This is a genomic window from Pseudomonas sp. SMSB3 (assembly GCF_052041965.1).
Lineage (GTDB): Bacteria > Pseudomonadota > Gammaproteobacteria > Pseudomonadales > Pseudomonadaceae > Aquipseudomonas.
Genome location: NZ_JBKGGV010000004.1, coordinates 128,522 through 150,059, shown reverse-complemented (window position 1 = coordinate 150,059; position 21,538 = coordinate 128,522). Strand labels below are relative to the sequence as shown.

Annotated in this window: 41 protein-coding genes; 20 read left to right on the top strand and 21 right to left on the bottom strand. The window is 59.0% G+C overall.

The window, feature by feature from the left end; all coding sequences use genetic code 11:
• Window positions 1-18: 18 nt before the first annotated feature.
• Window positions 19-222 (top strand): hypothetical protein, encoded by a 204-nt coding sequence (locus tag ACLEJW_RS09230; protein WP_440777418.1) that lies wholly within the window; start codon window positions 19-21, stop codon window positions 220-222.
• Window positions 223-253: 31 nt separating this feature from the next.
• Here the strand turns inward: ACLEJW_RS09230 and ACLEJW_RS09225 are convergent, their stop codons facing one another.
• Genes ACLEJW_RS09225 through ACLEJW_RS09210 form a run of 4 tightly spaced genes read right to left on the bottom strand, consistent with a single transcriptional unit; the run spans window position 254 to window position 1,448 of the window.
• On the bottom strand, window positions 254-502 hold the full coding sequence (locus ACLEJW_RS09225; protein WP_440777417.1) for a hypothetical protein: 249 nt from the start codon (window positions 500-502) through the stop codon (window positions 254-256).
• Window positions 499-690 (bottom strand): hypothetical protein, encoded by a 192-nt coding sequence (locus tag ACLEJW_RS09220; protein ID WP_440777416.1) that lies wholly within the window; start codon window positions 688-690, stop codon window positions 499-501. The genes ACLEJW_RS09225 and ACLEJW_RS09220 overlap by 4 nt, the downstream gene beginning before the upstream one ends.
• Before the next feature lie 48 nt (window positions 691-738).
• Window positions 739-1,077 (bottom strand): hypothetical protein, encoded by a 339-nt coding sequence (locus tag ACLEJW_RS09215; protein ID WP_440777415.1) that lies wholly within the window; start codon window positions 1,075-1,077, stop codon window positions 739-741.
• Window positions 1,077-1,448, bottom strand: a complete 372-nt coding sequence (locus ACLEJW_RS09210; RefSeq protein WP_028634947.1) for a hypothetical protein — start codon at window positions 1,446-1,448, stop codon at window positions 1,077-1,079. The genes ACLEJW_RS09215 and ACLEJW_RS09210 overlap by 1 nt, the downstream gene beginning before the upstream one ends.
• Window positions 1,449-1,630: 182 nt before the next feature.
• On the opposite strand from ACLEJW_RS09210, the gene ACLEJW_RS09205 reads away from it, so the two are divergent.
• On the top strand, window positions 1,631-1,849 hold the full coding sequence (locus ACLEJW_RS09205; RefSeq protein ID WP_440777414.1) for a hypothetical protein: 219 nt from the start codon (window positions 1,631-1,633) through the stop codon (window positions 1,847-1,849).
• Between the two features lie 86 nt (window positions 1,850-1,935).
• Here the strand turns inward: ACLEJW_RS09205 and ACLEJW_RS09200 are convergent, their stop codons facing one another.
• The 14 genes from ACLEJW_RS09200 to ACLEJW_RS09135 form a co-directional block, all read right to left on the bottom strand.
• Window positions 1,936-2,445, bottom strand: coding sequence for an acyloxyacyl hydrolase (locus ACLEJW_RS09200; RefSeq protein ID WP_440777413.1), 510 nt, complete (start codon window positions 2,443-2,445; stop codon window positions 1,936-1,938).
• A gap of 234 nt (window positions 2,446-2,679) precedes the next feature.
• On the bottom strand, window positions 2,680-3,231 hold the full coding sequence (locus ACLEJW_RS09195; protein WP_440777412.1) for a hypothetical protein: 552 nt from the start codon (window positions 3,229-3,231) through the stop codon (window positions 2,680-2,682).
• Between the two features lie 76 nt (window positions 3,232-3,307).
• Window positions 3,308-4,006, bottom strand: coding sequence for a hypothetical protein (locus tag ACLEJW_RS09190; RefSeq protein WP_440777411.1), 699 nt, complete (start codon window positions 4,004-4,006; stop codon window positions 3,308-3,310).
• Entirely contained in the window at window positions 4,003-4,599 is a 597-nt protein-coding gene (locus tag ACLEJW_RS09185; protein WP_440777410.1) for a recombination protein NinG, read from the bottom strand. The genes ACLEJW_RS09190 and ACLEJW_RS09185 overlap by 4 nt, the downstream gene beginning before the upstream one ends.
• Entirely contained in the window at window positions 4,590-4,904 is a 315-nt protein-coding gene (locus tag ACLEJW_RS09180) for a hypothetical protein (RefSeq protein WP_440777409.1), read from the bottom strand. The genes ACLEJW_RS09185 and ACLEJW_RS09180 overlap by 10 nt, the downstream gene beginning before the upstream one ends.
• Window positions 4,904-5,320, bottom strand: a complete 417-nt coding sequence (locus ACLEJW_RS09175) for a recombination protein NinB (protein ID WP_440777408.1) — start codon at window positions 5,318-5,320, stop codon at window positions 4,904-4,906. The genes ACLEJW_RS09180 and ACLEJW_RS09175 overlap by 1 nt, the downstream gene beginning before the upstream one ends.
• On the bottom strand, window positions 5,317-5,634 hold the full coding sequence (locus ACLEJW_RS09170) for a hypothetical protein (RefSeq protein WP_440777407.1): 318 nt from the start codon (window positions 5,632-5,634) through the stop codon (window positions 5,317-5,319). The genes ACLEJW_RS09175 and ACLEJW_RS09170 overlap by 4 nt, the downstream gene beginning before the upstream one ends.
• Complete coding sequence (locus tag ACLEJW_RS09165) at window positions 5,631-5,762, bottom strand: hypothetical protein (protein ID WP_317870803.1); 132 nt, start codon at window positions 5,760-5,762, stop codon at window positions 5,631-5,633. Before ACLEJW_RS09165 ends, ACLEJW_RS09170 begins: the two co-directional genes overlap by 4 nt.
• Window positions 5,759-6,022, bottom strand: coding sequence for a hypothetical protein (locus ACLEJW_RS09160; RefSeq protein ID WP_440777406.1), 264 nt, complete (start codon window positions 6,020-6,022; stop codon window positions 5,759-5,761). Before ACLEJW_RS09160 ends, ACLEJW_RS09165 begins: the two co-directional genes overlap by 4 nt.
• Window positions 6,022-6,282 (bottom strand): hypothetical protein, encoded by a 261-nt coding sequence (locus ACLEJW_RS09155; protein WP_440777405.1) that lies wholly within the window; start codon window positions 6,280-6,282, stop codon window positions 6,022-6,024. The genes ACLEJW_RS09160 and ACLEJW_RS09155 overlap by 1 nt, the downstream gene beginning before the upstream one ends.
• A complete protein-coding gene (locus ACLEJW_RS09150) occupies window positions 6,279-7,082 on the bottom strand; it encodes a hypothetical protein (protein ID WP_440777404.1) in 804 nt (267 codons plus the stop codon). Before ACLEJW_RS09150 ends, ACLEJW_RS09155 begins: the two co-directional genes overlap by 4 nt.
• A complete protein-coding gene (locus tag ACLEJW_RS09145; RefSeq protein ID WP_440777403.1) occupies window positions 7,072-8,055 on the bottom strand; it encodes a phage replication protein in 984 nt (327 codons plus the stop codon). Before ACLEJW_RS09145 ends, ACLEJW_RS09150 begins: the two co-directional genes overlap by 11 nt.
• Window position 8,056: 1 nt before the next feature.
• Window positions 8,057-8,368, bottom strand: coding sequence for a transposase family protein (locus tag ACLEJW_RS09140; RefSeq protein ID WP_140174336.1), 312 nt, complete (start codon window positions 8,366-8,368; stop codon window positions 8,057-8,059).
• 2 nt (window positions 8,369-8,370) lie between these two features.
• Window positions 8,371-8,604, bottom strand: coding sequence for a hypothetical protein (locus tag ACLEJW_RS09135; RefSeq protein WP_440777402.1), 234 nt, complete (start codon window positions 8,602-8,604; stop codon window positions 8,371-8,373).
• A gap of 102 nt (window positions 8,605-8,706) precedes the next feature.
• On the opposite strand from ACLEJW_RS09135, the gene ACLEJW_RS09130 reads away from it, so the two are divergent.
• The 3 genes from ACLEJW_RS09130 (at window position 8,707) to ACLEJW_RS09120 (ending at window position 11,023) form a co-directional block, all read left to right on the top strand.
• Complete coding sequence (locus tag ACLEJW_RS09130; protein ID WP_440777401.1) at window positions 8,707-9,441, top strand: S24 family peptidase; 735 nt, start codon at window positions 8,707-8,709, stop codon at window positions 9,439-9,441.
• A gap of 142 nt (window positions 9,442-9,583) precedes the next feature.
• Window positions 9,584-10,498: a hypothetical protein gene (locus tag ACLEJW_RS09125; RefSeq protein WP_440777400.1), complete on the top strand. Its 915-nt coding sequence runs from the start codon at window positions 9,584-9,586 to the stop codon at window positions 10,496-10,498.
• Window positions 10,499-10,597: 99 nt separating this feature from the next.
• Entirely contained in the window at window positions 10,598-11,023 is a 426-nt protein-coding gene (locus tag ACLEJW_RS09120; RefSeq protein ID WP_440777399.1) for a hypothetical protein, read from the top strand.
• Between the two features lie 50 nt (window positions 11,024-11,073).
• Here ACLEJW_RS09120 and ACLEJW_RS09115 read toward each other — a convergent pair whose 3' ends face one another.
• Complete coding sequence (locus ACLEJW_RS09115; protein ID WP_440777398.1) at window positions 11,074-11,901, bottom strand: hypothetical protein; 828 nt, start codon at window positions 11,899-11,901, stop codon at window positions 11,074-11,076.
• 515 nt (window positions 11,902-12,416) lie between these two features.
• Between ACLEJW_RS09115 and ACLEJW_RS09110 the strand changes: the two genes are divergently transcribed.
• Window positions 12,417-12,602 (top strand): hypothetical protein, encoded by a 186-nt coding sequence (locus tag ACLEJW_RS09110; protein WP_440777397.1) that lies wholly within the window; start codon window positions 12,417-12,419, stop codon window positions 12,600-12,602.
• A gap of 99 nt (window positions 12,603-12,701) precedes the next feature.
• Here the strand turns inward: ACLEJW_RS09110 and ACLEJW_RS09105 are convergent, their stop codons facing one another.
• Complete coding sequence (locus ACLEJW_RS09105) at window positions 12,702-13,058, bottom strand: hypothetical protein (protein ID WP_440777396.1); 357 nt, start codon at window positions 13,056-13,058, stop codon at window positions 12,702-12,704.
• A 744-nt stretch (window positions 13,059-13,802) separates the two neighbouring features.
• Here ACLEJW_RS09105 and ACLEJW_RS09100 point away from each other — a divergent pair.
• From ACLEJW_RS09100 to ACLEJW_RS09040, 13 genes are all read left to right on the top strand, one after another.
• Window positions 13,803-14,204: a hypothetical protein gene (locus ACLEJW_RS09100; protein ID WP_440777395.1), complete on the top strand. Its 402-nt coding sequence runs from the start codon at window positions 13,803-13,805 to the stop codon at window positions 14,202-14,204.
• Between the two features lie 20 nt (window positions 14,205-14,224).
• Complete coding sequence (locus tag ACLEJW_RS09095) at window positions 14,225-14,647, top strand: hypothetical protein (protein ID WP_440777394.1); 423 nt, start codon at window positions 14,225-14,227, stop codon at window positions 14,645-14,647.
• Complete coding sequence (locus ACLEJW_RS09090) at window positions 14,644-14,847, top strand: hypothetical protein (protein WP_440777393.1); 204 nt, start codon at window positions 14,644-14,646, stop codon at window positions 14,845-14,847. The genes ACLEJW_RS09095 and ACLEJW_RS09090 overlap by 4 nt, the downstream gene beginning before the upstream one ends.
• Complete coding sequence (locus tag ACLEJW_RS09085) at window positions 14,844-15,386, top strand: hypothetical protein (protein ID WP_440777392.1); 543 nt, start codon at window positions 14,844-14,846, stop codon at window positions 15,384-15,386. The genes ACLEJW_RS09090 and ACLEJW_RS09085 overlap by 4 nt, the downstream gene beginning before the upstream one ends.
• Complete coding sequence (locus ACLEJW_RS09080; RefSeq protein WP_440777391.1) at window positions 15,383-15,604, top strand: hypothetical protein; 222 nt, start codon at window positions 15,383-15,385, stop codon at window positions 15,602-15,604. Before ACLEJW_RS09085 ends, ACLEJW_RS09080 begins: the two co-directional genes overlap by 4 nt.
• Window positions 15,601-15,822 carry a hypothetical protein gene (locus ACLEJW_RS09075; protein WP_440777390.1) on the top strand — a complete coding sequence of 74 codons (222 nt, stop codon included), beginning with the start codon at window positions 15,601-15,603 and terminating at the stop codon, window positions 15,820-15,822. Before ACLEJW_RS09080 ends, ACLEJW_RS09075 begins: the two co-directional genes overlap by 4 nt.
• 130 nt (window positions 15,823-15,952) lie before the next feature.
• Window positions 15,953-16,462, top strand: coding sequence for a zinc-finger-containing protein (locus tag ACLEJW_RS09070; RefSeq protein WP_440777389.1), 510 nt, complete (start codon window positions 15,953-15,955; stop codon window positions 16,460-16,462).
• A gap of 45 nt (window positions 16,463-16,507) precedes the next feature.
• Window positions 16,508-16,699 carry a hypothetical protein gene (locus ACLEJW_RS09065; RefSeq protein ID WP_440777388.1) on the top strand — a complete coding sequence of 64 codons (192 nt, stop codon included), beginning with the start codon at window positions 16,508-16,510 and terminating at the stop codon, window positions 16,697-16,699.
• Window positions 16,700-16,858: 159 nt separating this feature from the next.
• The gene (locus ACLEJW_RS09060) at window positions 16,859-17,785 is read left to right on the top strand and encodes a recombinase RecT (protein WP_440777387.1); all 927 of its coding nucleotides are present in this window, start codon (window positions 16,859-16,861) and stop codon (window positions 17,783-17,785) included.
• Window positions 17,782-18,549: a lambda exonuclease family protein gene (locus ACLEJW_RS09055; protein ID WP_440777386.1), complete on the top strand. Its 768-nt coding sequence runs from the start codon at window positions 17,782-17,784 to the stop codon at window positions 18,547-18,549. The genes ACLEJW_RS09060 and ACLEJW_RS09055 overlap by 4 nt, the downstream gene beginning before the upstream one ends.
• The gene (locus ACLEJW_RS09050) at window positions 18,546-19,064 is read left to right on the top strand and encodes a hypothetical protein (protein ID WP_440777385.1); all 519 of its coding nucleotides are present in this window, start codon (window positions 18,546-18,548) and stop codon (window positions 19,062-19,064) included. The genes ACLEJW_RS09055 and ACLEJW_RS09050 overlap by 4 nt, the downstream gene beginning before the upstream one ends.
• Window positions 19,065-19,136: 72 nt before the next feature.
• Window positions 19,137-19,502, top strand: a complete 366-nt coding sequence (locus ACLEJW_RS09045) for a DUF7740 domain-containing protein (RefSeq protein WP_440777384.1) — start codon at window positions 19,137-19,139, stop codon at window positions 19,500-19,502.
• Window positions 19,477-19,845 carry a hypothetical protein gene (locus ACLEJW_RS09040; RefSeq protein ID WP_440777383.1) on the top strand — a complete coding sequence of 123 codons (369 nt, stop codon included), beginning with the start codon at window positions 19,477-19,479 and terminating at the stop codon, window positions 19,843-19,845. The genes ACLEJW_RS09045 and ACLEJW_RS09040 overlap by 26 nt, the downstream gene beginning before the upstream one ends.
• On the opposite strand, the gene ACLEJW_RS09035 is transcribed toward ACLEJW_RS09040, so the two are convergent.
• Window positions 19,832-20,047, bottom strand: coding sequence for a hypothetical protein (locus ACLEJW_RS09035; RefSeq protein WP_440777382.1), 216 nt, complete (start codon window positions 20,045-20,047; stop codon window positions 19,832-19,834). The two genes, ACLEJW_RS09040 and ACLEJW_RS09035, sit on opposite strands and share 14 nt — an antisense overlap.
• Window positions 20,048-20,158: 111 nt before the next feature.
• Between ACLEJW_RS09035 and ACLEJW_RS09030 the strand changes: the two genes are divergently transcribed.
• Window positions 20,159-21,493, top strand: a complete 1,335-nt coding sequence (locus ACLEJW_RS09030; protein ID WP_440777381.1) for a DNA-methyltransferase — start codon at window positions 20,159-20,161, stop codon at window positions 21,491-21,493.
• The last annotated feature ends 45 nt before the right edge of the window (window positions 21,494-21,538 follow it).

Genomic DNA, 21,538 nt, shown 5'->3' with positions numbered 1-21,538 from the left:
CAACTCAAGGTGAATGGCATGTCTAAAACCCTTCAGGAAGATGCGTTACACGCTGGCGTGGATATGCGAATCCAACCAGGTTCTAAGCGCGCATATGCCGTGGCAGCGGCTCTTGAACTCATTGCTACGCGCGCATCAAGCCCGACTTCGGTGGATCTCGAAGAGGAGCTCAATAACCTTTCAAAGTACGCTGATCAGATCCAGGCTGCCTTGAAAGGCTGATCGATTCGTGCCGCTTTCCCGTGCGGCACACCTATCCTTCCCCACCATCCAGCAGCACGTCGATCAGCTTTTGCTCGGCCAGCCTGAACAGCGCCAGGGCCTGCAGGTCATCCGCTGCCGGGCCGAACCCGAATATCTCGACCTGGCCCTCGGGGCTGCGCATGGCCAAGGTGCCGATGTTGCACGGGGGAAGCTCGCCGCTATCCAGCTGGTCGGCGATCGTGCGCAGCGTCTTGGCTGCATTGCGCCAGTTCTCGCGCTGAAACTCGACGACCTTCATGTGACCACCATCTTGTGCGTCTCGGCGTGCGCGTGACCATGCAGCAGGCCAACCAGCAGACCCTGCGGAAGCCCCGCATCCTTCGCAGCCTCAATGGCTTTCGCCAAGGCAGCGTCAAGATCTGCTACCGCAGCAGCGATGTCCTGGCTCACCGGTAGCGCGTGTCGGATTCGAGTCACGTTGCTCATGGGTACTCCCGCGCCACGAAACGGCGCATATCGATTTTGTGGCGCGTCTCAGGGTGTAAAACGGTTGAGCGCTTCCCCGGCCCTATCTACAGCTTGGTCTGCCTTGTCGGCTGCTTTGGTGGCTGTAGTTGCGGCTTTCGACGCCTTGGCCGCTGCACTACCCGTCTGCCTGGCCAATTCATCCAGGCGCTGATCACGCTGCTGGCTGGCTTCGTCATAGGCGCTGCGGATCTCGGCGACCTGTTCCAGGTAGTTCCGGGCTAACGCCCATTGGGCGAGCTGGTAACCGCCGAACCCGCCACCCACTACAAGCAACAGGGCGATCACCCAAACCTCAATGCGGCGCCACCAGCGGCGGGCGATAAATTCAAGTGCGCATCTGTCCATCACGACATACCTCCGAGCTTGGTGCGCAGGCGGGCGATCTCTTCGCTTTGCAGCGATACGCGCTCAGTGAGCTGGCCGACTTGACTGGTCAGCGCCTCGATCTTCCCTTCCATGCGCCCAACGGTGGCAGCCAGGTCGTTGCGTTCCTTGGCGAACTGGTCAGCCCGGGCTTCGGCGAGCTTGCGTGCCTCGCGCTCGGAGTCGAGCAGTTCGTTCAGGCGGCGCACCGTACCGATGTCGGCATTGTCCATCGCGCGATCGGCCGCATCTTTCGATAAAAACTTGCGCAGCCAAAGGAAGCCGCCCAGCAGGACGGTGCCCGTACCGCCCAGCCAGGTGGCTGTGCCTGGGCCGAGATCGGTCGGGTCCATCAATTTCTCCTGAAAGGAATGAGCTGCGGCGAACGTCGGGGCCGGTAATTCTGTTGTGTCGGACAGCGCGACTTGATGTCACACTTCAAGATCGATTTTTCTGCCCTACCAGGAGCGCCGCAGTGCCCAGGTCAAGAAGTCACTATGAAACAACTCTGCGCCTCTATCAGGCTGAAGCAGAGATGGCCTACATCCTTGATGTTTTTGGAGATCACCTGGCAAAGACCCACCTACTGCCGCCAGACCTGTATGGTATTTCGGCAGTAAATTACTATCTGATGCAGAAGCACAACTGGACTAAATCGCAGCTTGAGCAAATGAGCTCTGAAGAAAAGCGGTTTGCTCTGAGTGCCGAGATGACCGGCTACAGACTCCCGCCTGAAGCTCAATTCGATAGCTGAGACGAGATTGTCTCGCAGGACAGGCGCCGAACCCCAATGAAAGGCAAAAAAAGCCCGCGCTAGGCGGGCAAGGGAGGGTCTGTAAATTAGATCTGGTGGCTGTAGAACAGCGAGTATGACTCGATGCCGTCGTTCGGTTGCTTGATGCCAGCGTTGGAATAGTGGATCGCTCGGATACCGACCTTTTGCGTTTCGCCAATCTTCAGGCCTGCACCAATACGGTCTTCGAAGTTGAAAGCCGAGCCGAACTCCTGGTCACCTGCAGAGGTGCCCGAGAACACTGCGAGCCCAATCCCCGCTTCGATGAAAGGCTTGATGTTACCGCTGCCAAATTCATAAACGAACACAGGGGCGAAGGACAGCGAATGGGCTCCACCAGAAGCGTCTCCAGCTTCCCAATAGGTGTAGCCAGCATCCCAGTACCCGGTTAAGCGGCCGGTGCTGCTCTCAAACCAGCTCTTGTCCCAGTTGAAGCCCACAGCTGCGCGAGCGGTCAAGCCGCCCTGACTAGTTGCACCGATTGCGCCAGATAGATCAGCAGCCTGTGCACTGGTGGCCAATAGGGAGAACACCGCAGCAGCGATGATTTTTTTCATAATCACGGAATCCTGATGGTTTTTCTTAGCAAGCTATCAGAATCATAGTGCTATCAATTCGTTCCGTGCACTCTGAAAAATCAGGCATTCACCAAAGTTTGTGTTCTTCGGGACTCTTGATGGCCTCTCGGGGCAATAAAAAAACCCGGCTCAGTGGCCGGGCTCTATGTGCCATTCCTCAATGTGCGCAGGAATGACAGGATGGACAAATATTGCGACATTGCGACATAAACGTCAAGGATTTTCGAAAATCGCGTTTTCGCTAGAGTCGAGGGCGCGCAGCACCCGTCCGATCTGCTCATTGACATGGTCATACTTGAATGAAGCATCCTCCAAAAACTTGTTCGATTCAGATTCGCTGCCGGCAACGCTAACACTTGTGCAGGTCAGGCTCAGGTCCAGGATCGCTGCGCGCAATGCTTCGTCTTGCACCCTCACTCGAAACAGCGTTACCTGCCTGAAAGCCACTCTTGATTTTTCATCAAGATCATTAGGAAGCTTACCCTTACCCCATTTGCCCGAATCTCTCCAACTGGTGATATCTGCAAGATTCACTAAGCCGGTGCATCGCATTAATTCCAGTAACGCCTCCTGCAGTTCAGGCAATAGCTTTCTCTGGGTTTCAAGCCGATGCATCAACAGCACCTCTTGCCGCTTTTCGAATCTGACGCGATGCTCGATTGAGGCCTTACGGGACTCAGCAAGCCAGTCAAATAGGCCCTTGAGTACAGCGCCGGCTATGAGAGTCACTACGGGAAACCAGATGGATGGAGTCAGCTCTTCCATTAAAAAACCTTTTGGAATGTGAGTTGCCCCCCAAAAATCTGGAAGGCATTTGATCGCCGGCTACGCGGATCAGCCGTCAAGCTGCTTCGGAATTTAGCACGCCTACTGCCTCCAGCATGTGCTGTGCTTCGACCAGCGCTTCGTTGACCAGACCTTCGAGCGAGCCGCGAATGGCCTTGCTCCAGCGCTGGTATGTACGCTCCGTTAACCCTTGATCGTCCCAGGTGGTCATGTCGTAGTTAGAAGCTGCCAGAACGATCATTTCACCCGGCCGCTGCTCGGCAACCGCCTGGGCGTGAGCGTTGGCGCGCCGCACATTGCGCTGGGCGGCCTGGTTGCGCCATTCCAGTTTGCAATGCTTCTTGCAGCCACAGTTGTCTTTGCACTCCACCGGCTTGGCGGGCTTGATTTGGGTGGCAATGCGCTGCACACCTTTGCGCTGCTCCGGTACGGCCCACACCAGTACGGCTTGCTGCGTGAATCGCTTGGGCGCTGGCGTGGGCACCACTGGTACCAATCTGCCGATCGCATCCACCTTGCGCCCCTTGTGCGTGCTGTACTTGGCCAGCAGCGCGTGCCAGTGCCTGGGGCTGAGCTGAGCATGCAGCATCTTGTGCACAATACAATCGGCCAGCAGCGCCGCGTCTTTGCCGGTGATTTCCCCTTTCAGTTTGCTGGTCTGCACCCGGGGCTCAACGCTGCAACCGCCCGCGCTGTTGATCGTCTCGGCCGCCAGGGCGCGCACTACTGCGGATATCACGTTCTGATACTTCATGCTGCGGCCCTCCGGAGGTCCTTGAGTTTCTGGCGATAGGTGGCCTTGATGGCCTGCAGGTCTTCAATGGTGTAGCGGCGCGGCGCCTGGTCAGCCTCCAGAGCTTCGACTGCGGCCAGCCCGATGCGCTGGATCAGCCCCAAGCGGTACTCGGCTACGTTGCCCGAGAGGTAGCGGTTGTCGTGTTTGCTTTGTGCGTGGCAGTTGTTTTCATCGAAGCGGAGGTGTGGGGCAGCACCTGTACTGCGATAGTGCCCCGCATCTACGGCGTTGCCGTTCCAGTCCAGGGGCCGGCCGCTGGAGATGCACGCATACCCCGCCAAACGGTCCCGCTCGCGTATGTAAGCGTTGAACGCCTGCTGGGCCTCCCGCAGGTGCTCCCCCTTCGTCTTCAGCTTTTCCCGGCGTTCCTGAAGGTCCTGACGCTTCTGCTTGGTGATGGCCTTGGCCGCTACCTTCTGCAGCTTCGGGTCTTTGGCCATGGCCAGGGCGCATGCCGGGCTGCATACCTTCTGCGTCGAAAGTATGGGCTTGAAGCGCTGGCCGCAACCTGGCGCCTTGCACTTCTTGGGCTTGATCTCGGCTACGCGCATGGCTCGGCCTCCTTGGCTTTCTGCTGCTCGAGGGCGAAGTCGCCGCGCAGGGGCATGAGATGCCTGGGCTCATGGATACCGAAGTCGAAGCTCACAGTCTCGCCGTCGATTACGGCCGCCAGTCCTTCCCCACTGATTGTCCAGCAGGGAACGTCGTCCTGCCGGTACATGCGCCCGTTCGGCGCCAGATAGATATCGCCAGGCTCAACGTACTCGCGAAGCTCTCCGTGCTTTCCGATGTTCTCGGTCAGCGAGTTGGCTCCCACGATGACCACAAGGTCACCCGGCTTGAATTGATGGCTCATCAGTAACGCCCCTCCCACAGATCCTTCTGGCTCCACCGCACCTGGTGCTCGGCGCCGAACGCCTGAATCCACTCCAGCAGGCTCGCGCACTGCTTCATGCTGAGCTGGCTTGTGCGCTCGTACACGACGTCGAAGCCGTTGCCGTCCACCGCTGGTATCAGCTGGGGCTGTTCGCCGCTCTCGCGCAGCCAGGCGGCTGTCAGGAGGCGCTTCCAGATCAGGACGTCCCATTTCTTGCCGGCGTGCTCGACCTGCTTGGCGATATCGCTCAAGCACGCGTGAAGTTTCTTATTCTGCTCGCCGCTGCGGTCCTGGTCCTTGATGACGATCTTCTTGGGGCGGGTGAAGTCCTGGGCCTGGAGCACACCCATCAGGCGGTTGGCGTCGGCCATGCTGTGCATCACGAAGTCAGTCATAGCTTCCTCCGATCATGGAAGTTCCCGCCGCGGCGCTTGAACGTTGTATTGACCTGGGCGTAAGCGGCATGCCCAGCATCACGCAGGCTCACATCGGGGTTGTCCGCGTAGCCCTTCCAGACGACCTCGTCCCCGGCTTTCCCGGAAAGAACGAGCAGCAGCGCCTGGGGATCGCACTTGACGTCGTCAGCCTGAATCCACTTGGCGACTGTACGCAGGTATTCAGCCAGTTCGTTGCGCTTCGCTTGCTCGGAAGCAACTCGACGGTTATGAGCAGTTCGCGAGGCTGGGAACTGATGGATTTCAGCGGTCATGGCTGCACCTCACACTCAGGCCAGATCAACTGCGCCTCACGCAGCGCGCCGGCTTGATCCAAGCTCTGCTCCATCAGCACCATCTGGAAGGCCTTGGGGCCTACTATTACGGTCCATACGCGCTTCATGGGGTCACCTTCAGGCCTTGGGCCTCAATGCAGCGGCCACAGTCTTCCAATGCCAGCCGGTACAGCCCACCTGAGACATCAATAGGCAATCCAACCACCAGGGCCTCGCGGGAGGCCAGCCAGCCTTTCTGGAACGACTCCCAATCGGCCTGGGCCATCGGATCGATGTAGTTGTTTCCCTTCGGCGGCTGGCGGCGATGGTCGCGGGAGTTGGTGCGCTCGAAGGCATCGCGCATTTCGCGCATTTTGTTGGTGTCCATCAGTGCTGCTCCAGGTTCAGCCCAAAGCCGTCACAGGCTTCGCACTTGTGGTCGTCATAGCCATCGGGAGTCATGCCGCCTACCCGGCCTTCCCCATGGCATTGCTCGCAAATGAGAGCCGTACGGTCCTCAAGCACTCCAATCCAGGATTGAGGGATGAACTTGCCCGCGTACGGATCTGGGTCGGCGTAGAAGGCCTTGAGAGCGTGAGCGATGTTGCGCATCGCGATCACTTGCCTGGTAGTCAGGTAAATCTTCATACCCCCTCCCCAGCCGGCTGCTCGGCGCGCTTGATGTTCAACTGAGCGACTGCGGCGCGTGTCTGCCGCTTGCGCAGATAGGTTTCAACTCGGCGGCGCTGGGCATCCTTGACGCGCTGACGGTCTTTTTTGGCTTGAGCTGCCTGGATGATGCAGCGGACCTCGGCGAGCTTTTGCCGCATCTCGGGACTGGCTTTCTCCCGCACCTGTCCGTTGATCAGCCCAGCAATAGCTAATCCATCCTCGCGGGGCGGCGCGATGCGCAGGTGAGCAAGATGCTTTGCACCAGCTTCTTGGCTGATCAGCTTCGAACGCACGGCGGATTCGATCGCGGTTACGCGACGCGCAGGGTCGTAACCCAGGGAGACTTCCCACTTGGCTGGGGTCGCCTCAGCTCTTGCTGCGATGACCAAGCGCTCATAGGCGCTCATGAAGGCCATACGCGCGCCGACCTTGTCGCCAGCCTCCAGCACGGGACCTGAAGCGGTCATCGCCTGGCGAATCTCGGCGGTCATCACCACGGTCTCGCTTTCGTCGCTGGCCGACAGGGCTATGGCCCAGGCCTCGTCCTTGCCTGGGTGGCCATCAGCGGCCTGGGCGTGCTTGAGGATCGCGGCCACCGTCAGCCGACCACCTTCACGGCGACAGTTGCGGAGCGCACCGCTCAGAATGGGTTCGCTGTACTCGCGTAGGTCCTCGACCATCAGCAGTGCTGCGCCCTGGGTGAGCTGCTGACCCATCACCTCTGCGGTGGCGAACAGGGACAGCAGCAGTTGGTCTTGCTGGTCTTCACTCAGCATGGGTTGCAGCCCTCTTGGCTCGCTGCGCTTGCAGCGCCTGCTCGGCAGCGCTGACGTTGGCTTGGGTTTGCTCGATCTGGCGGGCAGTGGTGCCAGTCATCTGGCGATTGGTGACCCACTGGGTGTGGTATGCCTCGGCGTTCTGGAGCAGGTCACCAAGGCTGTGCAGGCGGTTGACCAGCTTGCTGTCGTTGATCCGGACGAAGTACGCGGCGACGTGATGGGCAACGTCGATACCGAGGCGATCCACCAGCTGGCCGATCTGGCCACCGGCCTTGGCGTTCCACACTGGCCATGCGCCGTGGCGGCTGCGGTAGGCCATGGCGTAGTTGGCCCAGGCCTTGAAGGTTTTGCAGGTTGGATCTTTCGGCCCTGGCATGTCGGCTGGGATTTCGCAGCGCGGCGCATCGGACGAAACCAAGGTCAGCGCGGCAGGTTGCGACGGCAGAGCCGGGGCGTCCTGCACACTGTGACTGGTACCCTGATTGGTATCCTGATTACTGGTATCCTGATTTGTCGGAGATTTTTCCGACCCAGGCGCGGATTTTTTTCCGACCTTGCTCGGAGATTTTTCCGACCCTGCTCGGATTTTTTTCCGAGGTGATGGCTCGGATTTTTTTCCGACCTTCTCTTTGTTGGTCGGATATTTTTCCGACCCGTCCAGTTTCTTGTTCCACTCCTTTCCCTTGGTAGTGAGCTGCACGAGCGTGATGTTGTTGGTGCTCGAAAGGTTGATCAGGCCGGCGCCTGCAATCGCCTTCAGCAGGCGATAAGCGGTATCTGGCTTGTCGGTGAGCAGCGGCAGTTCCTCGACGATCTTTGCCTTACTCAAGGCGTAGAAATCGCCCTTGTCCGTCTTGACCAACTTGGCCCAGCTTGGGCACTCGTAGACGAACGCGAACAGCAACGCCTGCTGGGCATTCAATCCCCAGTCCAGCGCCTTCGCCTGGTTGATCGTGACGGTGAACTGCATGTCAGTCCCACCCCAGCGGGCCCGGCCGCTTCTTCTCAGCCTTCAGCCCGATCCTGGCCATGGTTTCCAATGCGGACAGGTACTCAGCCGTTACGACGACAGCTGTTTGCGGTACAACGCGGAGCCCCAGCATCGCCTGGACCTTGGCCCAGCGCTGGTACTCGCCGTCGTTCCAGCGAGAAACTGTCGACTCACTGCAACCCGTTTCCAGGGCAATACGCTTTTGGCTGACCTGTGCAACCCGCTGCAAGATCAGGGTCTCGATCTCTCGGGCAATGTCGCCTTCGCTTAGGCTTAATTGGCTCTCAGACATGATCAGGCCACCCACTGCAACTCAGGCCAGATCACGTCCCAATCCTCTGGACGCAGGGATTTACGGGTCAGAAGCCCGTTACTCACGCGTTCAAGGGAAGAGGCCAGCATCGCCGACGCCTGCTTGTTGCCATATGCAATTTGCTTCAGGTAGCCACGGCTGGTGCCGGTCTGCTCAACGTCCGCGTCCGAGGCGGTTTTCAGCCACTCCAACAACTTGGTGTGCTTGGTTCGCATCACGAATCTCCTCTGTGATGCGTAGATTATTACCGCTCGGTAACGTTTTATCAATACCGGATGGTCATTTACCGAAAAGTAATGGCCATAGAGAATCGCGCAATGGAATTACGTGAAGTGCGCAGGCATAACCTGCAGAAATTGATGGATCGTGAGTACGGTGCTGGCGTCCGTGGAGCTCAGTCGCGCCTGGCCGTCAAGCTTGGCAAGCCCCAGAACTTCATATCTCGCTGCCTTGCCTCACCAGAAAGCTCTGGCTCCAAGACCATAGGCGAAAGCTTCGCTAGAGAGATTGAGCTGGCGTTCGATCTGCCTCGTTACGGTCTCGATGCGCCCCTGGAGCTGAATTCAGAAACGATCAACATCGAAGGCCTGCCTGCCCCGCTGGCCCAGAAGATCAAAAGCTACCGCAACCTGGTGGACGTGCCTCGCTACGACGTAGAGGGGTCCATGGGCCCAGGCTCGGAGCCGCCTGATATCAACATGGTTGTTGAGCACATGAGCCTGGATGCGAACTGGGTACGGCAGAACCTGACCTACACCAAGCTGGAGAACCTGAAGCTGATTTCGGGCCGTGGCGACAGCATGGCGCCGACGATTCGCAGCGGGGATGCAGTGCTGGTCGATGCTGGCGTTACCACCGTCGAGGACGATGCCATCTACTTCTTCCTTATGCGCGGGAAGCTGCAGATCAAGCGCATCCAGCGAGGGCTGGACGGCCTGACGATCATTTCGGACAACGGCCAGTACCCGCCGATTGAGGTGCCTGGGGACCGCGAAGCCGACATCACGGTACTGGCCCAGATCATTTACTGGTGGACCGGTCGGAGCTTCTAGCCATGACCCTAACCTAGCCCAGCCTTACGTGTGGAATGGACAGCCGATGTAACTGCTTCGCAAGGCGCAAGCGCGCTGCTGAGGTTGGGATGTGGCGCTCTAAGTCGCCACCTTAACTTACTTACATTTCAAGGAGTTAGAAGTGAAAAAGGGTTTGATGATCGCCACCCCAAAACAGCATGCGCTTGACTTGGGTGTAGAAGTGCAGCGCGATGTCAATGGCGTCGAAATGGGTGTTCTAGAAAACGGAATTACCTTTCTGACCCAGCGTGGATTGGCCTTGGTAACTGGCGCACATCGAAGCGCGATCCAAGATATCACCCAAGAATGGGAGGATCACTACGATGATACCGTCCTCACTAAGGACCGGATCTCATTCATCAAAAAATACCTCTTAGATCGCGGATATACGGACCGCAAGCTCTATATTGAGACGGAAAGAGATGGCAGCCCCCACTATGCCTATCCGGACATTGTCTGCATGGCAGTTCTGGAGTACTACGCCTTCGAGACAAGATCGCCGAACCAGGAGGCTACCGACAATTACCGACGGTTCGCCGCTTACGGCCTCCAGCGGTTCATCTACGACTCTCTCCAGTACACTCCCGGAGACAAGTGGCAGTATCACCATGAGCGCGTCTCACTTCTCGCTAACAATGCACCTGATGGCTACTTCATCGTTTTCAACGAGATAACTGGCCTTATTGTTGATCTCATCACCGCAGATTTGACGGTCAATCACAAGACCATCCCTGATATCAGCGTCGGCCAAATGTGGGCTAAGCATTGGAAGGCTCAGGCGCTTGCCAACAGCTTTGGCGAGCGTATCCCGTGCCAACACAACTACCCGCCCCGGTATCCTCAGGCTTTGAGCAACCCTCAAGAAGCTAACGCGTATCCAAACGTCGCGCTGGCGGAGTTCCGGCGTTGGTTCAAGAACGACTACCTGGTGACAAAGTTCCCGGCCTACATTCTGAAGAAGGCGCACCTCCTTCAGGGTGGCCAACAAGAGGCTGCACGCATCGGTAGCATGTATTCACCAACGATGTTGCGCTGACCCGACCCAGTTACAAGCCCGCCTCGGCGGGCTTTTTCCATGTCTGCGTGATGGCTCATAGCCAGAGTGGTAGGATGGTGATTTCTCGGAAATAGCAAAATGCGCAAGCTCCTTCTAGCTAGTTTGTTCACTTCTCTTCTGTGGTCAACCCTGGTCTCCGCTGAGCCGACCTATATCGAAAAAATGACCGGCCTTCCCGCCATCTGCAGCATTGATGCGATTGAGCAAGAGACCAAGGTTTGGGATGCAGAAAGAAGGTTTGGCGAGGGCAGCAAGCGCTGGTCTAAAGCCTTCCATCAACGCTTAGATGCGGTCAGGACCTGTGTAGAGGACGCCAAGCACAAAGGGAAAACCTTGTACAAGGCCGAGACAGATCGTCTGCCTTTACTGAAATCAGAACTGGCCGACATGTATGTTTCATGGCTCGGATATCTGGACCACCTCATTGACGACGACCGAGATAGCTATGAGCGCCAGTATGAGCTTTCTGCAAATCGGCTGAAAGCCCAGATCGATTCGATGTAGCCATGGCCTTGCCCAACGAGCCCGCCTAACGCGGGCTTTTTCTCTGGGCGTCAAGCCTTACCGCCGTAGCGCTCCCATGCCAACATCATTTCTTTGATCGCGCGTTTTTGTGACTCCGGCAGAATAAAGTCGTTGTAATACTGCTTCCCGTCGAACCTGATAGTCACCTTTTTGGCATCTGTAATTTTTCTGAGCATGGCCTTGTTCTCGGCAATGGTGTCCGACCACTCCCAGATTCCGCCGTAGGCGTTATCTCGCTCGAAGTCGAGACTGCCAAGCTGGAAGGTCTGGTCGTCAGCCTTGATTGTCACGCTCTGGACGAATAGCCAACTGTCAGAATGATATTGGAGCTTGAGCCTCAACGGCATAACCCTGGAGTTCTCGCCTTCCAGCCCGAAGTACAGTGACATGTAGGTGTCAAGAGTAGGGATGGACTTATGGGACACCCAGGTTATCCCTTTGATCTCATCGGTATTTTTCTTCAGGTTCTTATCCAGCCTAGCTAGAGCTGCCCTCGCCTCCTCCGCCTTCTTTGCCTCGACTGCCAATCTTTCGGCTTCCGCAGCCTTTTCCTCGCTTTCAATGGCATCAAGCAGAGCTTTTGCCGTGGCCGCTTCTGGTTTTTCTGGGTGGCGTGCAATCAGGTCTTGCAGGCCTGCTTTCGCAGATGCGTTACCTCCGGCAGCTTTGGCGTCCTTCGCTCGCGCCAGCAGCCTTTGAGCCCCATGTTTTTCACCATCCAGTTCCGCCTTGAGCGCGACGACCTCAGACTGCAGCTTGCTTACCTCTCCTTGAAGCTTCTCAGCCCTATCCCTGTCGGCATTCCCGCATCCGGCAAGCGCCAACCCAACAGCCAATGTAACAACCGCCCTCTTCATCGCCAGAAGCTCCTTGTGTAGTTGGGTGACTCTATCAAAACGCCATCACCCACACGACACCTTGCCATGAGCTTGTGCGGGCTTTCTGTGGGCGGGCGAAAATTTATTACCAAAAGGTGTTGACCTGAATTATTACCGTGCGGTAACTTTAATCCATCGAGGCATTACACAGCCCCTCGACAGGCCCTCAAGCCGACCGCTCTTTCACATTGATGGGAACCTCGCGGATCGATCCCGGCAACGGTACAGCGCGAGCAATAAATTCGATCCCCATGCCAGCTCTGGAACTGGTGAACAGACCGCATTGCCTCTACCGGCGACCGGCGATCAGACAGCCCCGAAAGGCTGCCCACGACAGGGACAACCCTGTACGGCTGACGAAGGTGAAACGCCTGAACTGAGAGAAAGACCCGGGCATGCAATGCGCCCCGCCATCCCGGCGGTAATGGGACAGAACGATTCACTGAAGCACCTGGGCGACCGGGTGCTTTGGGAATCCACTGGAGGAACACGACATGCACTTGAAAGACCAGGGCTTCAAGTTCTGCATCAGCCCCGACAAGCAGCGCGGCCGATGGCTGCACCCGACCGAGTACAGGGTTCTGCACCCCGACTGGACCGACGTAACGGAATGGCCTGATGAGCAGTTGCTGGCTTTCCTGATGCCGGCGCTCAAGCAGCAAGAGTTGTTCGCAGCATGACGATTTCACTGGCTGGCCTTGGCGACAGGGCCAGACGGGAAATCAGTGTGGGACGTAACAAATTGGCCCAGCAATTAGATGCTGGGCCAAAATGGTGAGTTAAAGCAATGCAGTGGACAGCATACCCAACGCCCCTAGGACGAAGCCAATGAGCGCTCCCCGCCCTGGTGTCTCATGGAACAGAGACCACACAACTACGGGCTCGAGAAGCAACAAGGAGGTGACTGATACCACGGTGACGATCCAGATATCACCGACTGCAACGTATCCAAGCCAGTATGCCGCCAGTAGACAAATCCCCGCAAAACACATAAGTGCCAAGGGGTAACTGATAGCTCCCCACGAAGCACTTCCTGTCTGAGCAAGTTTAGCGACTACCACCTCACTGTAGATTGCACAGAACTCACCGACCACCATCAATCCTAGAGCAGAAACTCCGAGTAGTTCTTTGGACATATCAAAAACTCCTTCGCATTCAGGGCAATATTTTTCCGCTCCCAGCTAGCAATGCCGCTGACCAAGAGCTCGTTGCATGAATACGAAGCAGCCTTGAATAGGCCTGAATTACCGAAATACTGTCCCATGCTCATGTCCTTTCAAGGAGGTGAGTCCCAGCATCAAACTGAGACACCGCTCAGATAATACGGCCCCTGAACCATTCTGAATACAACACCACGTCAGCCTGACGTTAACTGCCCGATGCCCTGCTCCCCATCGCAGGGTTCATCGGAGTGTGATCTGAATGCGCAGGCTGATGCGACTAACGTCCCGCGTGCTAGTCACGAAACAAATTGGGCGGCCAAATACCGACACCGCCAAAGCCGGAGATCAGCGCCGGCCAGATCACACCCCGATACACCCCGCATCCCCTTCCCTTCACATATGACCGCATTGGCAGGCGCCAGGCCACCTTTCACGGTGGGTTTGGTCGCCCGCGCCTGAGGAGCAACTCAAGCTCAGAGGTTTTTCATGAGCCACCCACTTGTCTTTGGCGTTGGCGTGAACGACGCCGATTACGTGGTATCCCCGTCTCGAAGCGAAAACGGGAAGATCACCTTCAAGTACATATGCCCTATCTACGCCAGGTGGATAGCAATTCTCAGGCGCTGCTACCACGCGCCGAGCAGGCCCAGCAGGCCAAGTTACGAAGGCTGCACTGTTGCCAATGAGTGGCATCGGTTCAGCGCATTCAAGAGTTGGATGGAAGGCCAAGACTGGCAGGGCAAGGACGTAGATAAAGACCTGTTGGTTAAGGGAAACAAGGTTTACGGCCCTGATACCTGCTGCCTGATAAGTCGGTCAATCAATTGCCTGGTGAGGGAAATCGCCAAGAACGCCAAGAGCGAACACGGCCTTCCGCCTGGGGTCGATTTCGATCCGAAGCTCCAGAAATACCGCTCACGGGCTCACTGCGTAATCACCGGGAAAAGAATCCATTTTGGTTATTACGCAACGCCAGACGAGGCGCATTTAGTCTGGCTCAGTTTCAAGCGCGATCAGGCTGAGATCCTTGCCCAAGAACAAGCAGACCAGCGTGTAGCTAACGCTTTGAGGCGGCTCTATGCGAGTGACCAGCCCCTCCCTTCCCCACCCACCGAGTAACCCACCACCTGGAGGCGACCATGGGCGCACTTCGAACAGCACAATGGCAGTACGACAACCAGTTGCCTCCTGAGGTGAGTGAAACGCCCCAGGAGCGCGCAGAGCGCCACTGGGTCGAGGAAGGCATCGACCAGTTGATGCGCGGTGCGGACTACCTGTTTCAGCGCCGTATGCGGCCCCATCAGGGCGTGACGCAAGAACGCTTCGCCGAGGCCGTAGACGAGTTCGCCATGGGCCAGCTCGGCCTGCAGGGGGCGAGCAAGTCGGTACTGGGCAGGCTGGTCCTGGCTGCCCACTTCAAGATCGGCAGCGAGGCCCGCTGCGCGGCAGACGAGCTGCTGGCGGTACCAAACACAGATTCGGTGCTGCGCGAGATTGCGCGCGCCCTGCTCCAGCCGATGGTGAAAGACGGGCTGCTGGCCGAGGCCGAGGAGGCCGAGTGAACGCTCATGAATTGGCTGTAGGCGCCATTGATGGCGCAATCCAAAACATGCTTCTGCCAGGTTCCGGCGCTATTGAAGACGCCAAGGCCGAAACCCTGGTGGTCGCCTACTTCTCCCTCCTCGCCATCGATGACGTGGAGTTCAAACACTACTGCGAGCGCATTCGGCGTATTGCCGTAAGGCGCAAGGAGGCTGCGTGAAAGACCCCAATTGGGCGGAATGCCCTGAAGCGACCCATTTCGACCCGGTGGACCAGAACTTCCTGCGCGAAGTTGGAGAAGCCTTGCTGCTGTTCAACAACAAGCGTGGCTGGATTGTTCCCACCTACACCGCCTACGGCCTGCGTATCGAGGAGTGCCAGCGACCTTTGCTCAAACGCCCGGCGTGGAATGGCGAGGGCCTGCCGGTCGTTGGCGAAACAATCGAACGCCTCGACATTAACGCCAACTGGGTTGATGCGGTTGTCATGTATGTAGGCACCGATCGCGTGGCGCTCCGCGATCCTTCCGGCCAAGAGTTCGTGCCTAAGCTCCATGAGCTTACCGAGAGCTCTGACTTCAAGCGGTTCCGCCCAGTCCGGACCGCAGAACAGATCGACGCCGAACAGAGAGCCGCTGAAAACAGGAAGCGCCAGATAGACGACATGTACCAGGGCCTATCGCACAGCAACGCCAGCGAGACACGGAGAATCTGTGCCGAGCTCTTCGACAAGGGATATCGCAAGCAGGAGGCATTATGACCACGCCAATCGTTATGACGCTCATCGACGAGCAGATCGCCGAACTGCCCGAGTCGATGGCCCTGCCAGATGGCCGGGTGCTGATGGTCTTCAAGGGGCCGACTTTCGCCGCAGCGATGCACGAAGCCGAGCTGGCCAGCATCGAGAACCCGCAGGCCTGGAGCTGCCGTGCCTGCTGGTGCGGGGTGTGGACGGTCGGGTATGAGGTGCGGGCATGAGCCAACGCTACTTCCACAGTAATCTTGACCTGATTAAGTTCAAGGAGCGGCTGCGTCATTATCTGGGCGGTGGGTTCCGAAGCCCAATGCACAAAGAGTGCATTCTTGCCTCCATGCGCTCAATCGCGAAGAACCCGCAGTGCCACTGGTACGGCGTATCGAAGCTTCAGCCAGTTCAAAACTTCAAGCGCATCCCTAAGCCAAACCTTCCAGGGTGACGCCATGACTAACTATCAACGCGCCCGTCGCCTGATCATCTGGCGCGGCTCCTTCTCTGCCCTATTCGCCTGCACCGCCTTCATGCTGGCCAGCGCGCTGGCTGGCCACATCACGAAATAGGAACCCAACATGCCAATCGATCCTCGGGCAAACGCCCCCGAGCGCATTGCTGCGCCTGCTCCGCTGCCTCACGTCAGCCGCAGGGCACTCAAACGCGTCAAGAACCCTCTCCCCGCCCCGTGCGAATGCCGCTACTGCGGCGACCAAGTGGAGCTGGTGTGTAACTCGGAAATCTACAACGGTCGCAGCTATGGCGACTGGCCCTACGCCTACCTCTGCTCCGGGTGCTACGCCTATGTCGGCCTCCACCCTGACACGGACATTCCGCTCGGCACCTTGGCCGACAGCGCGCTTCGCGCCGTCCGCAACCGTTGCAAGGCTGTCTTCCACAAGCACATCGCCGACATCGGGATGGGCCGCACTCAGGCCTACCGCTGGCTCGCTGAGCAGATGCAGATCGACGTTGGCGTTTGCCACTTCGGCTGGTTCGAGCAGGCGGACTGCGAGCGTGCCGAAGCGCTGGTGAAGTCAGCAGTTCCTCAAACAGCAATGGCACTGGCCTTCGCCAGAGCTCGATAACCCTACACATCAGCGCCCACCGCATGGATGGCGCGGGAGATTCGTATGTCCTGGATTGTGCTGATTGACCTTCGCGAGAACAACGGCCACTTCATCAACATCGTTGATGAGCACGACAACATCGCCCAATTCCCAACTCGCGAAGATGCCATTGCGGCAGCGCGCCGCAATGAACTGAGCGAGTTCTATCCCGCCTACGCAATCAGCGTGGACGAGGAAGAGATCGAGTACATCTGAATCACACGCACCCGAGCCCGGCGGGCCCTTAGGGGATAACCGGACCTACCCGGAGCGTAAGCGGCGAGAGCGCGCAACCATCAACCGCAGCCAGGGCCTGGAGCGTACCTCCGTGCCTGGGTGACCTGGCATTTTTCCAACCCTCAACCGGAGGCGATCATGAGCAACGCCGTTGCCACAATCTCCCAGGACATTTACGGCACCCGCGACTCCTTCGCTTCGGTGCTGACCGACCGCTCGCTCAACTTCGAGCGCGAGGCCGAGTTCGCGATCCAGACCCTCACCGCCAACGACTACTCCATGAAGCTGGCCGTGCAGAACCGGCAGTCGGTGGTCAACGCGGTGACCAACATCGCCGCCATCGGCATCAGTCTCAACCCGGCAAAGAAGCAGGCATACCTGGTGCCGAGAGACGGCAAGATCTGCCTCGACATCAGCTACATCGGCCTGATGGATCTGGCCATGAACACCGGCGCCATCCGCTGGGCCCAGTCGGAACTGGTCTACACAAGCGACAACTTCGCGCTCAACGGCTTCGACAAGCCACCGACTCACTCCTACAACCCGTTCTCCAAGGATCGCGGCGAGGTGATCGGCGTCTACGTGGTGGTCAAGACCGCCGATGGCGACTACCTGACCGAGACCATGAGTGTGGACGAGGTCAATGCGATCCGTGACCGCTCCAGCGCCTGGAAGGCCTGGATCTCAAAGCAGAAGTCCTGCCCATGGGTTACCGACTGGGGCGAGATGGCCAAGAAAACCTGCGTCAAGCGGGCCTACAAGTACTGGCCGAAGACCGAGCGCCTGGAAGAAGCCATCCACTACCTCAACACCGAGGGCAACGAAGGCCTTCAGCAAAGCAACGGCAAGCCCCAGGCCGATGCCGATCTTGCGCGACGCTGGATCGACCAGGCCGTATCGTGCCAGTCGGTCGACGCGCTGCAGCAGATCTGGCAGGCCGGCCTGGCAGACATCAAAGCTGCCAAGGACATGGCCGCGTACAGCCAGTTCAAGACGCAGGTGGAGAAACGCCGCGCCGAACTGCTTGAACTCGAACCCGCAACTTTGGAGGGTGAAGCACAATGATCCTCATCGAATGCGAACAAGGCAGCGCCGAGTGGCACCGGGCGCGTGCCGGCTGCATTACTGCCAGCATGTTTGGCGTGGCCAGGTCGCGCACTGGCGGCTTGGACGAAAAGCAGCAGGCGTACGTGACAGCCATGCTGTCTGGCTCAACCGAGGCCGAGGCCCGAGCGGCTGCAGGCTACAAGACAGCACCGCGCGCCGAGTCGATACAGCGCGCCCTGGAGGGCAAGCCAGTCGGGCAGCCAACCGAAGCTGCCCTGAATTACGCCTTCAACCTGGCCGTGGAGCGAATCGCCGGCGAGGCACTGGATAACGGTTTCGAGACATGGCAGATGAAGCGCGGCCACGAGCTGGAGCCCATGGCCCGGATGGAGCACGAGATGCAGACAGGCCTGATCGTGCAGCGGGCCGGCTTCGTCACCACCGACGACGGCGCGTTCGGCGCCAGTGCTGACGGCCTGATCGGCGAGGACGGTGGCAGCGAATACAAGTGCTTCATAGCTCCCGACAAGCTCCGCGCCTTCCACATCGACAACGACGCCAGTGGGATCATGGACCAGGTACAGGGCTGCATGTGGATCACGGGCCGCAAGTTCTGGCACGTCGGCATGTACTGCCCCGCCCTGGAAGCAGTTGGCCGCCAGCTCTGGTGGGCGGAATTTAAGCGCGACGATGACTACATCGAACAACTCGAAGCCGATCTCTGGCAGTTCAAGCTGCTGGTGGACGACTTCGAGGCCAAGCTGAGGAGCAAGGCAGCATGAACCCATCGATCGACCTGGAGGCCGCAAAAGCGGCCTTCCTTTCCTCTGGAGGCAGCATCATCGTGCTCGACGGTTTCCAGTACGTGCCGCACCGGCCACACCGCGACATCGAGAAGAAGCGCGCCGTCGAGCCGAAGCCATTGAGCATGAAAGCGCAGAAGCGCCAGGAGCAGCTTGCAGAGCTGCGCAAGCTGGCCAAGACCATGACCTACGCCGAAGCCATGGCGCACACTGGCCTGTCGCAGACCACGCTGTATCGGGCTTCCATGGAAGGACAATTCTTCTTCCGGCCTGACCCCCGGCGCGGCGCCGGCTTGAAGGAAAGGGCCTATGCAGACCCTCAAGCGGACAAAGCCCTGGCCCAGCAGATCATCGAGCTGCGGGATGCCGGATTGAACCGCTCCCAGGCCAAGACCAAGTTGGGTATTTCCGACCGCAAGTTCTGCCGCGTCATCCATATGTTCGGCGTCGATTACCCCAAGGCTGAGGGCAAACGATGCGACGGCCCAATCTGAAAGCCCAGGTCCGCCAGCGCCGGCGGCAAGAACAGTTCCACCTGCCGCCAAGCGGCCTCACGGAGCATAGACATGCAGAAAGCACCTTCTGGAGTGGTAACCCTGCCGGCCTGGCTGAATCGGCCGGTGAAGAAGCTGTACAACACCCGCAGCGGCGGGCAGTACCGGCCTGATGACGTGGCCCTGGCCTTCGCGCTGAGCCTGCGCATGCATGACAGCGCCGACCACCTGCGCAGGCTGGCCCGGCGCCTGGTCGATAAGGTCTGCCTGGAGCACCAGCCAAACATGAAGCGCCTGGCCCGCGAGCCTGACGACGCCAAGGTGTTCGACGCAGCGCTCAAGATCATCAATCGGGTGTGCGACCTGCTGGAGTACGCACCGGGCACCCGATTTGTGCGCAATGGAGGCGATGATGGCTCTGACGCAGCAGCAGCGTGACGAGAAACGCCGCGCCAAGGCCGAGCGCCTACAGGAAGAAGACCTGCGCATGAAGACGCGCGCCGGCACCCGCCAGGCCCTGGCCGAGATCATGCAGTGGGCCGAGGTCGAGGAAAACGGCGAGGCCATGACGCTCATGATCCACCGCATCCATGAATTAGGGCCTGAAGCGGCCCGCCACTTCCTCAGTGCCCCGCGCCACGAAATAGTCATATCCGATTTTGTGGCGCGCCGACTCGATCAGTTCAGGATCGGCCGGCAGATGCGCGAGCCAATCCTGGCGATCGGCGATGACCCGGATGACGCCGGAATCTATGTGATCGAGCACATCAAAGCTTCGTGAAGGATTTCGTCGTGCCGAACGGCGGATAGATCGACATGCTTTCCTTCACTTCGTATTGGGCGACCAGATTACCCTGCGCATCAAGCTCATCGTAATAGTCGAAATCGGTATCCCGGCCTTTACGCTGCTCGCTTTTCGACCTGGTGTAAACGAGCTGATGATCATCAGGAATGCCAATCAGCTTGCGGTGTTCTTCGCTCATTTCACGCTCCTTGCCCGGCCCCATGCCGGTCACCCGTAATACCCCATCCCAAACCAAATTGCCACAATGCCGCATCCGGCCACGGAGGGCGGCGCACGCATGGAGCAAGCCATGACCTACACGCTCCACCTTGGCGACTGCATCCAGGCGATGCGGGCCATGCCTGATAACTCGGTCGACAGCGTCGTAACGGATCCGCCCTACGGGATCCGCTTCATGGGCAAGAGCTGGGACGGTGCCGACATCGAGGCCCGAGCCAGCTACCGCGCCAGCATGCCGTCGCACGCTGCTGCCTGCGGCCCGAACGGCGGGCACCGCTCCGTAGCGGCCGAGGCCGGCAAGTACGACTTGACGCCAGCCGGCATGCTCGCCTTCCAGGCCTTCACGCTCGAATGGGCCACCGAGTGCCTGCGCGTGCTCAAGCCTGGCGGCCACCTGCTGTCGTTCGCCGCAGCTCGCACCTACCATCACATGGCAGTCGGCATCGAGATGGCTGGCTTCGAGATCCGCGACCAGATCATGTGGGTGTTCGGCAGCGGCTTCCCGAAGTCGCACAACCTCAAGGGCGAGCGCGAGGGCTGGGGCACCGCGCTGAAGCCTGCGCACGAGCCGATCTGCATGGCGCGCAAGCCATTCGCCTGTACCGTGGCGGCCAACGTCGCATTGCACGGCACCGGGGCGCTGAACATCGACGCCTGCCGGGTCACTCCAACGGGTGAGCGCCTGGGCGGTGGCGACGAGAGCGGAAAGGCGTCCAAGCCCGAGGGCTGGGCCAGGCCGTGGATGGATGATCCCGACCACGTCGCGAAACACAACGCGAAGGTGACGGCGAATGTGGACAAAGCCACCCATCTCGGCCGCTGGCCCGCCAACCTGATCCACGACGGCAGCCCAGCCGTGAGGCTGGCTTTTCCTGACGCTGTCGGTCAGCAGGGTGACTTGAAAGAGACAGGTCGCGCCCGCCCTTCCTCAGGGCGATTTGGCGACATGGCTGCTCCGCATGCGCACGCTGCCAGGATCGAAACTGATAAGAGCGCCGCTCGCTTCTTCTACTGCGCCAAAACCAGCCGCATGGACCGCAATGAGGGGCTGGGCACTGGAGAACAGAAGGCCGTCAACACCAACGCCACCATGCGCAAGATCGAGGATGCCGACTGGCCCGCCCGCAACGGTAACCACCACCCAACGGTCAAGCCGACCGACCTGATGGCCTACCTGCTGCGCTTGGTAACCCCGCCGGGCGGCACGGCGCTCGATCCATTTATGGGCAGCGGCAGCACTGGCAAAGCGGCCATGCGCGAGGGCTTCCAGTTCATCGGCTGCGAACTTGATCCGGAGTACTTGGCGATCGCCAAGACGCGCATCGAGCATGAGCAGACCAAGGTTGCCGCGGCACGCGAGAGCGTTGCAGCCACCGAATCGCAGCTGAGCCTCTTCGGTAGCTGACCGCCCCACCACTTCCCACTCAGTCACGCCACCCCGGCGAGGTAT

Coding starts and splice junctions, on each gene's coding strand:
- ACLEJW_RS09230 (WP_440777418.1), top strand. CDS start 19: ATGTCTAAAACCCTTCAGGAAGATGCGTTACACGCTGGCGTGGATATG.
- ACLEJW_RS09225 (WP_440777417.1), bottom strand. CDS start 502: ATGAAGGTCGTCGAGTTTCAGCGCGAGAACTGGCGCAATGCAGCCAAG.
- ACLEJW_RS09220 (WP_440777416.1), bottom strand. CDS start 690: ATGAGCAACGTGACTCGAATCCGACACGCGCTACCGGTGAGCCAGGAC.
- ACLEJW_RS09215 (WP_440777415.1), bottom strand. CDS start 1,077: ATGGACAGATGCGCACTTGAATTTATCGCCCGCCGCTGGTGGCGCCGC.
- ACLEJW_RS09210 (WP_028634947.1), bottom strand. CDS start 1,448: ATGGACCCGACCGATCTCGGCCCAGGCACAGCCACCTGGCTGGGCGGT.
- ACLEJW_RS09205 (WP_440777414.1), top strand. CDS start 1,631: ATGGCCTACATCCTTGATGTTTTTGGAGATCACCTGGCAAAGACCCAC.
- ACLEJW_RS09200 (WP_440777413.1), bottom strand. CDS start 2,445: ATGAAAAAAATCATCGCTGCTGCGGTGTTCTCCCTATTGGCCACCAGT.
- ACLEJW_RS09195 (WP_440777412.1), bottom strand. CDS start 3,231: ATGGAAGAGCTGACTCCATCCATCTGGTTTCCCGTAGTGACTCTCATA.
- ACLEJW_RS09190 (WP_440777411.1), bottom strand. CDS start 4,006: ATGAAGTATCAGAACGTGATATCCGCAGTAGTGCGCGCCCTGGCGGCC.
- ACLEJW_RS09185 (WP_440777410.1), bottom strand. CDS start 4,599: ATGCGCGTAGCCGAGATCAAGCCCAAGAAGTGCAAGGCGCCAGGTTGC.
- ACLEJW_RS09180 (WP_440777409.1), bottom strand. CDS start 4,904: ATGAGCCATCAATTCAAGCCGGGTGACCTTGTGGTCATCGTGGGAGCC.
- ACLEJW_RS09175 (WP_440777408.1), bottom strand. CDS start 5,320: ATGACTGACTTCGTGATGCACAGCATGGCCGACGCCAACCGCCTGATG.
- ACLEJW_RS09170 (WP_440777407.1), bottom strand. CDS start 5,634: ATGACCGCTGAAATCCATCAGTTCCCAGCCTCGCGAACTGCTCATAAC.
- ACLEJW_RS09165 (WP_317870803.1), bottom strand. CDS start 5,762: ATGAAGCGCGTATGGACCGTAATAGTAGGCCCCAAGGCCTTCCAGATG.
- ACLEJW_RS09160 (WP_440777406.1), bottom strand. CDS start 6,022: ATGGACACCAACAAAATGCGCGAAATGCGCGATGCCTTCGAGCGCACC.
- ACLEJW_RS09155 (WP_440777405.1), bottom strand. CDS start 6,282: ATGAAGATTTACCTGACTACCAGGCAAGTGATCGCGATGCGCAACATC.
- ACLEJW_RS09150 (WP_440777404.1), bottom strand. CDS start 7,082: ATGCTGAGTGAAGACCAGCAAGACCAACTGCTGCTGTCCCTGTTCGCC.
- ACLEJW_RS09145 (WP_440777403.1), bottom strand. CDS start 8,055: ATGCAGTTCACCGTCACGATCAACCAGGCGAAGGCGCTGGACTGGGGA.
- ACLEJW_RS09140 (WP_140174336.1), bottom strand. CDS start 8,368: ATGTCTGAGAGCCAATTAAGCCTAAGCGAAGGCGACATTGCCCGAGAG.
- ACLEJW_RS09135 (WP_440777402.1), bottom strand. CDS start 8,604: ATGCGAACCAAGCACACCAAGTTGTTGGAGTGGCTGAAAACCGCCTCG.
- ACLEJW_RS09130 (WP_440777401.1), top strand. CDS start 8,707: ATGGAATTACGTGAAGTGCGCAGGCATAACCTGCAGAAATTGATGGAT.
- ACLEJW_RS09120 (WP_440777399.1), top strand. CDS start 10,598: ATGCGCAAGCTCCTTCTAGCTAGTTTGTTCACTTCTCTTCTGTGGTCA.
- ACLEJW_RS09115 (WP_440777398.1), bottom strand. CDS start 11,901: ATGAAGAGGGCGGTTGTTACATTGGCTGTTGGGTTGGCGCTTGCCGGA.
- ACLEJW_RS09110 (WP_440777397.1), top strand. CDS start 12,417: ATGCACTTGAAAGACCAGGGCTTCAAGTTCTGCATCAGCCCCGACAAG.
- ACLEJW_RS09105 (WP_440777396.1), bottom strand. CDS start 13,058: ATGTCCAAAGAACTACTCGGAGTTTCTGCTCTAGGATTGATGGTGGTC.
- ACLEJW_RS09100 (WP_440777395.1), top strand. CDS start 13,803: ATGGAAGGCCAAGACTGGCAGGGCAAGGACGTAGATAAAGACCTGTTG.
- ACLEJW_RS09095 (WP_440777394.1), top strand. CDS start 14,225: ATGGGCGCACTTCGAACAGCACAATGGCAGTACGACAACCAGTTGCCT.
- ACLEJW_RS09080 (WP_440777391.1), top strand. CDS start 15,383: ATGACCACGCCAATCGTTATGACGCTCATCGACGAGCAGATCGCCGAA.
- ACLEJW_RS09075 (WP_440777390.1), top strand. CDS start 15,601: ATGAGCCAACGCTACTTCCACAGTAATCTTGACCTGATTAAGTTCAAG.
- ACLEJW_RS09070 (WP_440777389.1), top strand. CDS start 15,953: ATGCCAATCGATCCTCGGGCAAACGCCCCCGAGCGCATTGCTGCGCCT.
- ACLEJW_RS09065 (WP_440777388.1), top strand. CDS start 16,508: ATGTCCTGGATTGTGCTGATTGACCTTCGCGAGAACAACGGCCACTTC.
- ACLEJW_RS09060 (WP_440777387.1), top strand. CDS start 16,859: ATGAGCAACGCCGTTGCCACAATCTCCCAGGACATTTACGGCACCCGC.
- ACLEJW_RS09055 (WP_440777386.1), top strand. CDS start 17,782: ATGATCCTCATCGAATGCGAACAAGGCAGCGCCGAGTGGCACCGGGCG.
- ACLEJW_RS09050 (WP_440777385.1), top strand. CDS start 18,546: ATGAACCCATCGATCGACCTGGAGGCCGCAAAAGCGGCCTTCCTTTCC.
- ACLEJW_RS09045 (WP_440777384.1), top strand. CDS start 19,137: ATGCAGAAAGCACCTTCTGGAGTGGTAACCCTGCCGGCCTGGCTGAAT.
- ACLEJW_RS09040 (WP_440777383.1), top strand. CDS start 19,477: ATGGCTCTGACGCAGCAGCAGCGTGACGAGAAACGCCGCGCCAAGGCC.
- ACLEJW_RS09035 (WP_440777382.1), bottom strand. CDS start 20,047: ATGAGCGAAGAACACCGCAAGCTGATTGGCATTCCTGATGATCATCAG.
- ACLEJW_RS09030 (WP_440777381.1), top strand. CDS start 20,159: ATGACCTACACGCTCCACCTTGGCGACTGCATCCAGGCGATGCGGGCC.